Source organism: Salipiger marinus (genome assembly GCF_900100085.1).
Lineage (GTDB): Bacteria > Pseudomonadota > Alphaproteobacteria > Rhodobacterales > Rhodobacteraceae > Salipiger > Salipiger marinus.
On sequence record NZ_FNEJ01000003.1, the window covers coordinates 91265 to 103673 of the forward strand.

Consider the following 12409-nt stretch of genomic DNA (forward strand, 5'->3'; position numbering starts at 1 on the left):
ATCAGAGCGCCGTGCCCCGCACCTCGGTTTCGAGCCGCTGCATTGCCTCGGTGACGGTCTCGTCATGAGGCCTCAGGTCCAATACCTGCGAGTAGGCCCGATAGGCAAGGCCTGTATCACCCAGCTGTTCGTAGATGGCGGCGACGCCCTGCAGCGCGCCAAAATGATCTGGGTTCAGCGCCAGCGTGTGTTCCAGCGCGTCCATGGACGGGCCCAGCATCTCGGCGCTGTAATAGGCCAGCGCCAGTTCCGCCCAGCCTTCGGCAAAGCCGGGCGCGTGGTCGGTGAGGGCGGTCAGATGTTCGATGGCGGCTGCGGTATCCTGCACCTCCAGCGCGTCGCGGCCCCGCTTCAGCAGCAGGTCCATGGCGGCGGATCCGGATTTGGACCATTCCAGCCGCAGCTCTTTTTCCAGCCGCTCCGCCTGCGCGGCATCGGGGGCCGCGCGCAGGTCCGCCAGCAGGTCGGCGGCGCGGTCGGCCAGCGCGGCGCCGGGTATGGAATACATGACCAGCGCGGCGGTGGCCGCGATGATAGATTTGTATTTGGCGTGTGTCCTGCTCATACAGGGAAGTGTAACCCAGCCCTGCTGGAAAGCCAGCACAGGATTTCGTGAGGAGACCCCGGAATGAGCGCAACATTGCAGGCGGCCGTGGCCGCGCTGAACACCAAGCTGGACGGCGCGGGATTCGATGGCGTGGCCAAGTTCGTCATCGAGGACGAGGGCAGCATCCTTGTCGACCAGAACGGCGCGCGGCAGGAGGATGCCCCCGCAGACGTGACGCTGTCGGCGGATGCCGAAACCTTCCGCGCCATTCTGGAGGGGGATCTGAACCCCACCGCCGCCTTCATGGGCGGCAGGCTCAGCATCGATGGCGACATGGGTGCGGCCATGCGTCTGGCAGGCGTGCTGTCCTGATGCTGCTCGCGGCCCCTTTCCACGCGGAGCTTGCGGAAGGCCCCGAGGGGGCCTGCGCCTTCTGGATCAAGGCCGAGGACAACCTGCGGCTGCGCATCGCCCAGTATCCCGGCCCGGTCGAGGCCACAGGCACCGTGCTGCTGTTTCCGGGCCGCACCGAATATGTCGAGAAATATGGCCGGGTGGCGGCGGAATTTGCCCGCCACGGTTTTCACACCCTGACCATCGACTGGCGCGGACAGGGGCTGGCCGACCGGATGCTGGACGATCCGCGCACCGGGCATGTGCATCTTTTTGCCGATTACCAGAAAGACGTGGCGGCGCTGGTGAAGGCGGCAGAGGCGCTGGACCTGCCGCGACCGTTCTTCCTGCTGGGGCATTCCATGGGCGGCTGCATCGGGCTGCGCGCGCTGATGAACGGTGCCCCGGTGGCCGCCGCTGGCTTCACCGGGCCGATGTGGGGCATCCGCTTTACCGGGCCGGTGCGGCAGGCGGCATGGGCGCTCAGCTGGTCGGGCGCGCGCATGGGGCTGGGCCATGCCTATGCCCCCTCCACCGGGCCGGGCAGCTATGTCGCGCAGGCGGCGTTTGCGGGCAACCTGCTGACCACCGACCGCGGCGGCTGGGATTACATGCGCCGTCAGGTCGAGGCGATCCCGGAGCTGCAGCTTGGCGGTCCCTCGCTGCGCTGGCTGCACGAGGCGCTGGCGGAATGCCTTGCCCTGTCGCGCCTGCCCTCGCCGGATCTGCCCTGCCTGACCTTCATGGGATCGAATGAACGCATCGTCGACGTGCCCCGCATCCGCGCCCGCATGGCGCGCTGGCCGCGCGGACGGCTGGAGCTGGTGCAGGGCGGCGAACACGAGGTGCTGATGGAGGATGCGGTGACCCGGGGCCGCATCGTGGCGCAGCTGGCGCAGGTGTTCACCGCCGCCGCCGCAGGCGCCGAGGACATGCGCCGCGCCTGATCTTTCCCGGCCCCGCCCGCGTGCTAGAACAGGCGCATGACGGATCCTGTGCTACGCTTCACCGAACGCGGCATGTATTGCACTGCCGCCGATGCCTATGTCGATCCGTGGCGCCCGGTGCCCCGGGCCATCATCACCCATGCCCATTCCGACCATGCCCGCCCCGGCATGGGATCGTATCTGTGCACGCCGCTGACCGCAGCGCTGGTGCGGCACCGGCTGGGCGACGTGCCGGTGCAGGCCCTGCCCTATGGCACGCCGCTGCGCATGGGCGAGGCCACGGTCAGCTTTCATCCCGCAGGCCATGTGCCCGGCTCGGCGCAGGTCCGGCTGGAGGTGGCGGGACAGGTCTGGGTGGTGTCGGGCGACTACAAGCTGGAAGCCGATGGCGTGTCGGAGCCCTTCGAACCGGTGCGCTGCCACGGTTTTGTCACCGAATGCACCTTTGGCCTGCCGGTGTTCCGCTGGGATCCGCAGGCGCAGGTCGCAGCCGAGATGAACCGCTGGTGGGCGGCGAACGCCGCAGCGGGCCGGGTGTCGATCCTTGGCGCCTACAGTCTGGGCAAGGCGCAGCGGCTGATCGCCATGCTCGACCCGTCCATCGGGCCGGTGCTGACCCATGGCGCGGTCGAGGGCACCAATGCGGTGCTGCGCGGGCTCGGCGCCTTTGCCCCCGCGACCGAACAGATCACGCCGGAGTTTGACCGCGCCCGCGCCCGGGGCGCCATGGTCGTGGCGCCGCCCGCCGCGCTTGGCAGCGCATGGGCCCGCCGTCTGGGCCCGGGATCGGAGGCCTTTGCGTCGGGCTGGATGCGGCTGCGCGGCATCCGGCGCAGACGGGGGGCAGAGCGCGGCTTTGTCATCTCGGATCATGCCGACTGGGACGCGCTTTTGCGCGCCGTGGCAGAGACTGGGGCCGAAAAGATATTTCCGACACATGGTTACACCGAAATCTTCGCGCGCCACCTGAAGGCCGAAGGTTATGACGCCACCCCGGTTCCCACCGAATTCGGCGGCGATGACGAGGCGGAAGCGGAGGCGGGCGCATGAAGGAATTTGCGCAGCTTTTCACCCGGCTCGACCAGACCACCAAGACCAGCGTCAAGACCGAGGCGCTGGCGCAGTTCTTTCGCGAGGCGCCCGAAACCGACCGGCTCTGGGCCGTGGCGCTGTTTTCGGGCCGCAGGCCCAAGCGCGCGGTGACCACCACCGACCTGCGGCTCTGGGCCGCCGAGGAGGCAGGCATCCCGCTCTGGCTTTTTGAGGAAGCCTATCCCATCGTCGGCGATCTGGCCGAAACCATCAGCCTTGTGCTGCCCCCCGCCCCGGATCCGCAGGAGCAGTCGCTGACGCAATGGATCCTCGAGCTGCGCGCCATCGCCCGCGCCGCCCCCGAGCAGCGCCGCGCCGGGGTGCTGGCGGCTTGGGCGCGGCAGGGCACCACGGAACGGTTCCTGTTCAACAAGCTCATCACCGGCGGCTTTCGCATCGGCGTCAGCCGCAAGCTGATGACCCGCGCGCTGGCACAGGCGACGGGGCGCGACGAGGCGGCGCTGGCGCTGCGGCTGATGGGCACATGGGATCCCGAAGCCACCACTTGGGCCGCCCTGACCGCCGAGGAGGATGCGGACAGCGATGCCAGCCGCCCCTACCCGTTCTGCCTTGCCTCGCCGCTGGAGGATCCGCCCGAGTCGCTGGGCGATCTGTCCGACTGGCTGGCGGAATGGAAATGGGACGGCATCCGCGGCCAGCTGCTGCTGCGCGGCGGCACCCATCATCTGTGGTCGCGCGGCGAGGATCTGATCACCGACAGCTTTCCCGAACTGGCTCGGGCGGCGGATTTCCTGCCGCAGGGCACGGTGATCGATGGCGAGATCCTCGTCTGGGGGGACGGCGCGCCCCAGCCCTTTGCCGCGCTGCAGGCGCGTCTGGGGCGCAAGACCGTGCCGAAAAAGCTGCTGGCCGAGGCGCCGGTGCGGCTTTTAGCCTATGATCTGCTGGAAGACGGCGGAGAGGATCTGCGCGCCGCCCCCTTGTCCCATCGGCGGGCGCGGCTGGCGGCGCTGCTCGACGGGCTGCCCGAGGAGGCGGGGGTCGACCTGTCGCCCGCCGTCACCGCCCCGGACTGGGCGGCGCTGGCGCGGCTGCGGTCCGAGGCGCGGGAGCGGCGCGCCGAGGGGCTGATGCTGAAACGGCTTGCCTCGCCCTATCGCGACGGGCGGCGGCGCGGCGACTGGTGGAAATGGAAGCTTGATCCGCTCAGCGTCGATGCGGTGATGATCTATGCCCAGCAGGGCCACGGGCGGCGGGCCAACCTGTTCACCGATTTCACCTTTGCCGTGCGCGATGGCGAGGCGCTGGTGCCCTTCACCAAGGCCTATTCCGGGCTGACCGATGCCGAATTTGCCGAGATCACCACATGGGTGCGCCGCCACACGCAGGCGCGCTTTGGCCCGGTGCGGCAGGTCACGCCCGATCTGGTCTTCGAGATTGCCTTCGAGGGGATTCAGGCCAGCCCCCGCCACAAATCCGGCATCGCGCTGCGCTTTCCCCGCATGGCCCGCTGGCGCCGCGACAAGCCCGCCTCCGAGGTCGACACGCTGGAGGGGCTGCGGGCGCTGCTGGCGCGCTATGGCTGAGGGGGAGCGGGAGATGGGCAGGCGCTCTGCCCCGCCCGCCTGAGGCGAGAGAAACAGGAGGGGGCTCTGCCCCCGCCCCCTTGCGGGGGCTCCCCCGGGATATTTGGGCCAAGAAGAAGCCGCAGCCGGGGCGCGCGGCGCTTTGGCCTTGAACACCGGGGGATGCGGCCCTTACCTGTGGGGCCAGACAGTCAAGGAGAGACATGATGACGCCCGATCGGCTTTTCGACGCAACCGCCGCCGCTGGTGGCCGGGATCTGGGCGATCTGCCCGAATGGGATCTGACCGACCTTTACCCCGCCCCCGACGCGCCCGAGCTGAAGCGCGATCTGGACTGGCTGGAGGAGGCCTGCGCGCGGTTTGCCGAGGATTACGAGGGCAAGCTGGGCGATCTGGACGCGGCGGGCTTTCTGGAGATGATCCGCCGCCACGAGCGGATCGAGGCCGTGGGCGGGCGGCTGATGTCCTATGCGGGCCTGCGCTATTACCAGCTGACGCTGGATGCGGAGCGGGCGAAGTTCCTGTCCGACTGTCAGGAAAAGCTCACGCGCTTCACCACGCCGCTGGTGTTCTTCACGCTGGAGCTGAACCGGCTGGAGGATGCGTTTCTGGACGGGCTCTTTGCCGCCGATCCCGAGCTTGGCCGCTACAAGCCCGCCTTCGACCGCATCCGCGCCATGAAGCCGCATCAGCTTTCCGACGAGATGGAGCATTTCCTGCATGACATGGGTGTGGTCGGCGATGCGTGGGAGCGGCTTTTCGACGAGACCATCTCCGGGCTGAGCTTCGAGATCGACGGCGAGGAGATGGGGCTGGAATCCACCCTGAACCTGCTGACCGAACAGGACCGCAGCAAGCGCGAGGCGGCGGCGCGGGAACTGGCCCGGGTCTTTGGCCGCAACATCCGCACCTTTGCCCGCGTGCACAACACGCAGGCCAAGGAAAAGGAGGTGATGGATCGCTGGCGCAAGATGCCCACCGCGCAATCCGCCCGGCATCTGGCCAATGACGTGGAGCCCGAGGTGGTGCAGGCGCTGCGCGATGCGGTGGTGGCCGCCTATCCGCGGCTGTCGCACCGCTATTACGAGCTGAAGCGCAAATGGCTGGGGCTGGACCGGATGCAGGTCTGGGACCGCAACGCGCCGCTGCCCATGGAAAGCACCCGCATCGTCGGCTGGGACGAGGCCGAGCGCATGGTGATGGAGGCCTATGCCGGGTTCGATCCGCGCATGGCCGAGATCGCCGAGCCGTTTTTCCGCAAGGGCTGGATCGATGCCGCCGCCAAGCCCGGCAAGGCGCCCGGCGCCTTTGCCCATCCCACCGTCACCGAGGTGCATCCCTATGTGCTGCTGAACTATCTCGGCAAGCCGCGCGACGTGATGACGCTGGCCCATGAGCTGGGTCATGGCGTGCATCAGGTGCTGGCGGCGGGACAGGGCGAGATGCTGGCCTCCACCCCGCTGACGCTGGCCGAGACCGCGTCGGTCTTTGGCGAGATGCTGACCTTCCGCGCGCTGCTGGACCGGGCCAAGGATCAGGCCGAACGCAAGGTGCTGCTGGCGGGCAAGGTCGAGGACATGATCAACACGGTCGTGCGCCAGATCGCCTTTTACGATTTCGAATGCAAGCTGCACGAGGCGCGGCGCGGCGGCGAACTGACCCCCGAGGACATCAACGCGCTGTGGATGTCGGTGCAGGCGGAAAGCCTTGGCGGTGCCTTCGACTTCATGGAGGGCTACGAGACCTTCTGGGCCTATGTGCCGCATTTTGTGCATTCGCCCTTCTATGTCTATGCCTATGCCTTTGGCGACGGGCTGGTGAACGCGCTTTACGCCGCCTATCAGGAGGCGCCGGAGGGCTTTCAGGACAAGTATTTCGACATGCTGAAGGCGGGCGGGTCGAAGCATCACAAGGCGCTGCTGGCGCCCTTTGGTCTGGATGCCACGGATCCGAAATTCTGGGACAAGGGCCTGTCGATGATCGAAGGCTTCATCGACGAGCTGGAGGCGATGGAGGACTGATCCCCGGCCATCGGGCTTTCTGGCCGGGGGCGGGATGCCTCCGGCGGGAGTTTATCCGGCAAGATGAAGGGGCGGGCGCGGCGCGGCTGCCCCTTTTGGTTTGCGCGCTATTTCAGCTGGCTGTCCTTGGAGCCGCGGCGGTTGAAGCCCGCGCGGGTCTGGGGTGTGCGGTCGCGCTCCTGCTGGCAGTCGAGGCAGAGCTTGACCCCCGGCAGCGCGGCGCGGCGCGCCTCGGGGATCGGGTCTTCGCATTCGGCGCAATGGCTGCGGCTTTCGCCCACCGGCGCGCGCCGCGCCTTGAGCCGCGCCAGTTCGTCGCGGATCGAATCCTCGATCTGGTCATTTACCGCGCCGTCGCGCGTCCAGCCTCCGGCCATGCGTCACCTCCGATCCTGTCAAGATAGGCGCGCCGCGCGCCGGGTCCAGAGGCTTTGCGCGACTCGGGCTTGACTTTGCGCCGTCAAGCCTAGGTCACGGAAAAAGGAGGCCCCTGTGATGCGTGCGATTTTTCTTGGTCTTGGACTTCTTGCCGCCCTGCCCGCCCTTCTGGCTGCCGCCGAGCCGCAGCAGGGCTTCGTGTTTGACAGCATCGATGGCGGGGTGCTGGCGCTGGACGAGTGGCGCGGCCAGCCGGTGCTGGTGGTCAACACCGCCTCGCGCTGCGGCTTCGCGCCACAATATGACGGGATGCAGGAGATCTATGACCGTTACCGCGACCGCGGGCTGGTGGTTCTGGCGGTGCCGTCGAATGATTTCCGGCAGGAGCTGGGCAGCGAGGCGGCGGTCAAGGAATACTGCGAGCTGAATTTCGACCTTGACCTGCCGATGACCACGATCACCCCGGTGACCGGCGCGGGCGCGCATCCGTTTTACCTGTGGCTGCAGGACGAGGCGGAATTTGCGCCCTCGTGGAATTTCAACAAGGTGCTGATCGGGCCGGAGGGCGAATTTGTCGCGGCTTGGGGATCGACCACGCGCCCGACCTCTGCCCCGATCCGGCGCGCGATCGAACCCCTGCTGGACTGATCCGGCTCAGCCGCGCAGGGCGGCGCGGATCTGGTCCTTCAGCAGGGCGCGGCTGCGGCGCAGTTCGCTTTCGGCGTGATCTGCCATCGGAGCCACGAGGGTTTCGGCGCGGTGCACTTCGCGGTTGATGTCGTGGTACCGCTCCACCAGCTGGGCGAAATGCCGGTCCTGCTGTTTCAGCACCGAAATGCGGTCGGCCTGACCGGGGAAGTCTTCGTGCAGGTCATGCGGCACATGCGACATGGGCTATCCTCCTTGGATCTGTCCCGGGCAGTATCGCCGCGATGCCAAGGCCGCGCCTTGATCTGGCGCAAGCCGGATCAGCGGCGCGCCTTGCGCCAGCCTGCCGCCCGCGCCTCGGCTTCGGTGCAGAACCAGCGTTCGCCCTTGGCGGTGCTGATCTGGGTCGCGCCGTAATGCTCCTGTCCGGGGGCGTGGAAGATGCGTTCGCCCTTGCGGGAGATGTTGCCCTTGATCGCGCAGTCCTCGGGCGCCCCGGCGCTGTTGGCGACGGCCTGCGCCTGCCGCATCCCGGCGCGATAGTCGGACGGGCGGTCGATCTCTTCGCGATGCAGGCCGCGCAGGGCCACGACCGCGCGCTTTTCATCCAGATCATAGTCCATGGAATAGCGGCGGAAGGCGAAGGCCAGCCCGTCAGAGACGAGGGTCCGGCCCAGATCGGCGCCGTCCACGTCGCAGCGGGCCAGCGTGCGGCCATAGCCATCCTGCCCCAGCGCGGTGCAGCGGGCGGCGCGGCCCTCATAGCGGGCGCGCACCTCTTGGGTGACCCATGCGCCGCAGGACCAGACCTGCGCCGTGCCCTCGCCGCAGAGCTGCGCCTGTTCGGGCGCGTCCACGCCATGCAGGCGCACGCGGGTGCCGCCGATGTCGAAGGTGTCGCCGTCGATCACTTGGATCGGGCCACGGGGATCCGCTGCCAGCGGTGTGGCCAGCAGCGCGAGAAGAAGGGAACAAATGCGGATCATGGCCGCATCTTGCAGCCCGCCGGGGCGGGATCAACCGGATTCGTTAACCTTCGTTAAGATTTCCGCGGCAGGCTCAGCGCTGCGCCGTCTGCCATTCGGGATGGATCCATGGCTGCACGTCTTCGGCGGGCAGGCTGCGGCACAGGATGTGATCGGCGACCTTTTCGCCCACCATGATCGAGGGCGCGTTGAGATTGCCATTGGTGATGCGCGGAAAGATCGAACTGTCGACCACCCGCAGCGCGTCCACGCCGATGACCCGCGCCTCCGGATCGACCACCGCCATGGGATCCTCCGGCGCGCCCATGCGGCAGGTGCCGCAGGGGTGATAGGCGCTTTCCACATGCTCGCGCAGGAAACCGTCCAGCTCTGCATCCGACTGCAGCGCGGCGCCGGGCTGGATCTCGGCCCCGGCAAAGGCGGCGAAGGCGGGCTGGGCAAAGATCTCGCGCGTGAGGCGGATGCAGGTGCGGAAATCCTCCCAGTCCTGCGGATCGCTCATGTAGTTGAAAAGGATGCGCGGGGCCGCTTCGGGATCGCCGCTGGCAAGGCTGATGGCCCCGCGCGAGGCGGAGCGCATCGGACCGACATGCGCCTGAAAGCCGTGGCCTTCGGCGGCGGCCTGCCCGTCATAGCGCACGGCGATCGGCAGGAAATGGAACTGGATGTCGGGATAGTCCACCCCGGCGCGCGACCGGATGAAGCCCGCGCTTTCGAACTGGTTCGAGGCGCCCAGCCCCTTGCGGGTGAAGAGCCACTGCGCCCCCACCAGCGCCTTGCCCCAGAGATTCCAGTAGGAATAGAGGCTGACCGGCTGCTTGGCCGCCATCTGCAGATAGATCTCCAGATGGTCCTGCAGGTTCTGCCCGACGCCGGGACGGTCCACCAGCGGCGTGATGCCATGCTGCGCCAGATGGGCGGCAGGGCCGATGCCCGACAGCATCAGAAGCTTCGGCGAATTGATCGAGGAGGCCGACAGGATCACCTCGCGCCGCGCCTCCACCACCTCGATGGCGCCACCGCGCAGGATTTCCACCCCGGTGGCGCGGCCCCCGGTCATCACGACGCGCCGGGCAAAGCCGCGCACCAGCCGCGCGCCCAGCTTCTGCGCGGGCCGCAGATAGGCATTGGCCGCCGACCAGCGCCGCCCGCGCCAGACCGTCATGTCATAGGGGCCGAAGCCCTCCTGCTGGGGGCCGTTGTAATCGGGGGTCAGCGGATAGCCCGCCTGCCCGCCCGCCTCGACAAAGGCGCGGGTCAGCGGGTTCTGCCGCCCGCCCCGGGTGACATGCAGCGGGCCGCTGTCGCCGCGCCACGCGGCGTCGCCGCCATGGCCGCCATCATGCCAGTGCTCCATCCGCTTGAAATAGGGCAGCACCTCGGCATAGCTCCAGCCCTGCGCGCCCATTTCGGCCCATGTGTCATAGTCGCGGGCATGGCCGCGCACATAGACCATGCCGTTGATCGAGGAACTGCCGCCCACCACCTTGCCGCGCGGGGTGGCCAGACGCCGCCCGCCCAGATGCGGCTCCGGTTCGGAGCGGAAGCCCCAGTCATAGCGCGGCATGTTCATGGGAAAGCTCAGCGCGCCGGGCATCTGGATGAAGGGCCCGGCATCGCTGCCGCCATGTTCCAGCACGATGACGCTGCGCCCGGCTTCGGCCAGCCGGAAGGCAAGCGCGCAGCCGGCGGAACCGGCGCCCACGATGACGTAATCGGCCTGCATGGCGGTCTCCTGTGACGGGGATGCGCCGGTGGCGGGGTCGGACGCCTCCGGCGGGAGTTTATCTGGCAAGATGAAAGGGCGGGGTTCGGTCAGTACGGTGCCTCGACCGGGCCCATGCGCACGAAGACGGATTTCAGCTGCGAATAATGCTCGATCGCGGCGCGGGCGTTTTCGCGGCCCACGCCCGACGCCTTGGTGCCGCCGAAGGGCACCTCGACGGGGGCGTCGTTATAGGAGTTGATGAAGCAGGTGCCCGCCTGCAGCCGCGCGATGACGCGATGCGCGCGGGTCAGATCGCGGGTGAAGACCCCGGCGGAGAGGCCAAATTCCGTGGCATTGGCGCGGGCCAGCACCTCCTCCTCGCTGTCGAAATCGAGCACGGACATGACCGGGCCGAACACCTCGTCGCGGGCCACTTCCATGTCATCGGTGACATCGGCGAAGACCGTGGGGGTCACGAAGAAGCCGGGGCGGTCGGGGATGGTGCCGCCACAGACCAGCCGCGCACCTTCCGCCTGCGCACGGGTGATGAAGCCCATCACCTTGTCGCGCTGTGCGGCGCTGACCAGCGGGCCGAAATTCGTGGCCTCGTCCAGCGGATCGCCCATCACCACGCCCGCCAGCCGCTCGGTGAGGCGCGCAAGGAAGGCCTCGCGCAGCGCGCGGTGCACGAAGACGCGGGTGCCGTTGGAGCAGACCTGCCCGGAGGAGTAGAAATTGCCAAGGATGGCACCCCCCACCGCATCGTCGAGATCGGCATCCTCGAACACGATCAGCGGCGACTTGCCGCCCAGTTCCATGGTCACATGTTTCATGCCCGCAGCAGCGGCGGCATAGACCCGCGCGCCAGTGGGCACCGAGCCGGTGAGCGAGACCTTGGCCACGCGCGGATCGCTGACCAGCGCCGCGCCGACCGCGCCCCGTCCCTGCACCACGTTGAAAAGCCCGGCAGGGGCGCCCGCCTCCACAAGGATCTCGGCGATCTGCAGCGCGCAGAGCGGGGTTTCCTCGGAGGGTTTGAACACCATGGCATTGCCGCAGGCCAGCGCCGGTGCGGCTTTCCAGCAGGCGATCTGGGTCGGATAGTTCCACGCGCCGATGCCGACGCAGACGCCGAGCGGTTCGCGGATCGTATAGGCCCAGTTGGCGCCCAGCGGGATATGCTCCCCGGTCAGGGTGGCGGCGAGCCCGCCGAAATACTCCAGCGCATCGGCGGCGGAGCTGGCATCGGCCACCAGCGTTTCCTGCAGCGGCTTGCCGGTGTCGAGCGTTTCCAGTTCCGACAGCGCGCGGTTGCGGGCGCGGATCAGGTCGGCGGCGCGGCGCAGCACCCTGCCCCGCTCGGCGCCGCTGCGCTGTGCCCAGTCGGCCTGCGCGCGGGTGGCGGCGGCCAGCGCCGCGTCGATCACGGCGGGCGTCGCCTCGTGCAGATGGGCGATCTCGGCGCCGGTGGCGGGGTGGATCACGGCGAGCGCCGCGCCCGCGGCATCTTCCAGCCATGCGCCATCGACAAAATGGCTGGCCTGCGGTTGCGGGTTGATCATGATCTGTCCTTTGTCAAAAGCGCATGGGCCGCGCGGTGCACCTCTGCCGCCGCCTCTCCGACGCCCTGCCCGGCAAGGGCGGCGCGCAGATAGACCCCGTCGATCAGCGCGCCGATCATCCGGGCATGGCCGACAGGATCGGGGCTGCGCCCGCGCAGGGCATGGGTCAGGTTGGACTGCAGGCGACGCTGGTAGATGGTCAGCAGCCGCGCCGCATCGGGGTCGCGCTGCGCCAGAACGTAGAAGTTGAGCCATGCCGAAACGGTGGCGGGCTGAAAGCAGCTTTCGGCGAAATTGGCGGCGATCAGCGCCTCCAGCCGGGCGCCCTGTGGCGCCTGATGCAGGGCGCTGCGCACCTCGGCGGAATAATCGGCAAGGATCTGGCGCATGGCGGCCAGAAAGATCTGCGCCTTGCCGCCGAAATAGTGATGCGCCAGCGCGGGCGACATGCCCGCCCGCCGCGCGATCTGGCCCACGGTCACGTCCAGCGTGCCGCGTGCGCCGACCTCGGCCACGGTGGCCGCCACCAGCGCCGCGCGGCGCATCGGTTCCTGTGCTGGTCTGGGCATGGCATCCTCCG

13 protein-coding genes are annotated in these 12409 nt (G+C 68.5%); 6 read left to right on the forward strand and 7 right to left on the reverse strand.

The window, feature by feature from the left end; translation table 11 throughout:
• Position 1 precedes the first annotated feature (1 nt).
• Positions 2-565: a hypothetical protein gene (locus BLR51_RS04120; RefSeq protein ID WP_230797426.1), complete on the reverse strand. Its 564-nt coding sequence runs from the start codon at positions 563-565 to the stop codon at positions 2-4.
• Between the two features lie 63 nt (positions 566-628).
• Here BLR51_RS04120 and BLR51_RS04125 point away from each other — a divergent pair, with 63 nt between their 5' ends.
• The 5 genes from BLR51_RS04125 (at position 629) to BLR51_RS04145 (ending at position 6547) form a co-directional block, all read left to right on the forward strand.
• The gene (locus tag BLR51_RS04125) at positions 629-919 is read left to right on the forward strand and encodes an SCP2 sterol-binding domain-containing protein (protein ID WP_089844269.1); all 291 of its coding nucleotides are present in this window, start codon (positions 629-631) and stop codon (positions 917-919) included.
• The gene (locus BLR51_RS04130; RefSeq protein ID WP_089844271.1) at positions 919-1887 is read left to right on the forward strand and encodes an alpha/beta fold hydrolase; all 969 of its coding nucleotides are present in this window, start codon (positions 919-921) and stop codon (positions 1885-1887) included. Before BLR51_RS04125 ends, BLR51_RS04130 begins: the two co-directional genes overlap by 1 nt.
• Before the next feature lie 36 nt (positions 1888-1923).
• The gene (locus tag BLR51_RS04135) at positions 1924-2937 is read left to right on the forward strand and encodes a ligase-associated DNA damage response exonuclease (RefSeq protein WP_089844273.1); all 1014 of its coding nucleotides are present in this window, start codon (positions 1924-1926) and stop codon (positions 2935-2937) included.
• A complete protein-coding gene (locus BLR51_RS04140; protein WP_089844274.1) occupies positions 2934-4526 on the forward strand; it encodes an ATP-dependent DNA ligase in 1593 nt (530 codons plus the stop codon). Before BLR51_RS04135 ends, BLR51_RS04140 begins: the two co-directional genes overlap by 4 nt.
• 203 nt (positions 4527-4729) lie before the next feature.
• On the forward strand, positions 4730-6547 hold the full coding sequence (locus BLR51_RS04145; protein WP_375342674.1) for a M3 family oligoendopeptidase: 1818 nt from the start codon (positions 4730-4732) through the stop codon (positions 6545-6547).
• Between the two features lie 107 nt (positions 6548-6654).
• Here BLR51_RS04145 and BLR51_RS04150 read toward each other — a convergent pair whose 3' ends face one another.
• Positions 6655-6924 carry a DksA/TraR family C4-type zinc finger protein gene (locus tag BLR51_RS04150; protein ID WP_089844276.1) on the reverse strand — a complete coding sequence of 90 codons (270 nt, stop codon included), beginning with the start codon at positions 6922-6924 and terminating at the stop codon, positions 6655-6657.
• 118 nt (positions 6925-7042) lie between these two features.
• Here BLR51_RS04150 and BLR51_RS04155 point away from each other — a divergent pair, with 118 nt between their 5' ends.
• Positions 7043-7573 carry a glutathione peroxidase gene (locus tag BLR51_RS04155; RefSeq protein WP_089844278.1) on the forward strand — a complete coding sequence of 177 codons (531 nt, stop codon included), beginning with the start codon at positions 7043-7045 and terminating at the stop codon, positions 7571-7573.
• 6 nt (positions 7574-7579) lie between these two features.
• Here BLR51_RS04155 and BLR51_RS04160 read toward each other — a convergent pair whose 3' ends face one another.
• The 5 genes from BLR51_RS04160 to betI form a co-directional block, all read right to left on the reverse strand.
• Positions 7580-7816, reverse strand: a complete 237-nt coding sequence (locus BLR51_RS04160; RefSeq protein ID WP_089844280.1) for an HP1242/YdcH family protein — start codon at positions 7814-7816, stop codon at positions 7580-7582.
• Between the two features lie 77 nt (positions 7817-7893).
• Positions 7894-8559 (reverse strand): thermonuclease family protein, encoded by a 666-nt coding sequence (locus BLR51_RS04165; RefSeq protein ID WP_089844282.1) that lies wholly within the window; start codon positions 8557-8559, stop codon positions 7894-7896.
• Positions 8560-8632: 73 nt separating this feature from the next.
• Entirely contained in the window at positions 8633-10285 is a 1653-nt protein-coding gene (gene betA, locus BLR51_RS04170; RefSeq protein ID WP_089844283.1) for a choline dehydrogenase, read from the reverse strand.
• A gap of 89 nt (positions 10286-10374) precedes the next feature.
• Positions 10375-11829, reverse strand: coding sequence for a betaine-aldehyde dehydrogenase (betB, locus tag BLR51_RS04175; RefSeq protein ID WP_089844285.1), 1455 nt, complete (start codon positions 11827-11829; stop codon positions 10375-10377).
• Entirely contained in the window at positions 11826-12398 is a 573-nt protein-coding gene (betI, locus tag BLR51_RS04180; protein ID WP_089844287.1) for a transcriptional regulator BetI, read from the reverse strand. The genes betB and betI overlap by 4 nt, the downstream gene beginning before the upstream one ends.
• Positions 12399-12409 lie beyond the last annotated feature (11 nt).

What these genes read in the sequence shown, in the direction of transcription:
- BLR51_RS04125 (WP_089844269.1), top strand. Translation starts at nt 629, where the DNA reads ATGAGCGCAACATTGCAGGCGGCCGTGGCCGCGCTGAACACCAAGCTG.
- BLR51_RS04150 (WP_089844276.1), bottom strand. Translation starts at nt 6,924, where the DNA reads ATGGCCGGAGGCTGGACGCGCGACGGCGCGGTAAATGACCAGATCGAG.
- BLR51_RS04165 (WP_089844282.1), bottom strand. Translation starts at nt 8,559, where the DNA reads ATGATCCGCATTTGTTCCCTTCTTCTCGCGCTGCTGGCCACACCGCTG.
- BLR51_RS04160 (WP_089844280.1), bottom strand. Translation starts at nt 7,816, where the DNA reads ATGTCGCATGTGCCGCATGACCTGCACGAAGACTTCCCCGGTCAGGCC.
- betI (WP_089844287.1), bottom strand. Translation starts at nt 12,398, where the DNA reads ATGCCCAGACCAGCACAGGAACCGATGCGCCGCGCGGCGCTGGTGGCG.
- BLR51_RS04135 (WP_089844273.1), top strand. Translation starts at nt 1,924, where the DNA reads ATGACGGATCCTGTGCTACGCTTCACCGAACGCGGCATGTATTGCACT.
- betB (WP_089844285.1), bottom strand. Translation starts at nt 11,829, where the DNA reads ATGATCAACCCGCAACCGCAGGCCAGCCATTTTGTCGATGGCGCATGG.
- BLR51_RS04145 (WP_375342674.1), top strand. Translation starts at nt 4,730, where the DNA reads ATGATGACGCCCGATCGGCTTTTCGACGCAACCGCCGCCGCTGGTGGC.
- BLR51_RS04130 (WP_089844271.1), top strand. Translation starts at nt 919, where the DNA reads ATGCTGCTCGCGGCCCCTTTCCACGCGGAGCTTGCGGAAGGCCCCGAG.
- BLR51_RS04155 (WP_089844278.1), top strand. Translation starts at nt 7,043, where the DNA reads ATGCGTGCGATTTTTCTTGGTCTTGGACTTCTTGCCGCCCTGCCCGCC.
- BLR51_RS04120 (WP_230797426.1), bottom strand. Translation starts at nt 565, where the DNA reads ATGAGCAGGACACACGCCAAATACAAATCTATCATCGCGGCCACCGCC.
- betA (WP_089844283.1), bottom strand. Translation starts at nt 10,285, where the DNA reads ATGCAGGCCGATTACGTCATCGTGGGCGCCGGTTCCGCCGGCTGCGCG.
- BLR51_RS04140 (WP_089844274.1), top strand. Translation starts at nt 2,934, where the DNA reads ATGAAGGAATTTGCGCAGCTTTTCACCCGGCTCGACCAGACCACCAAG.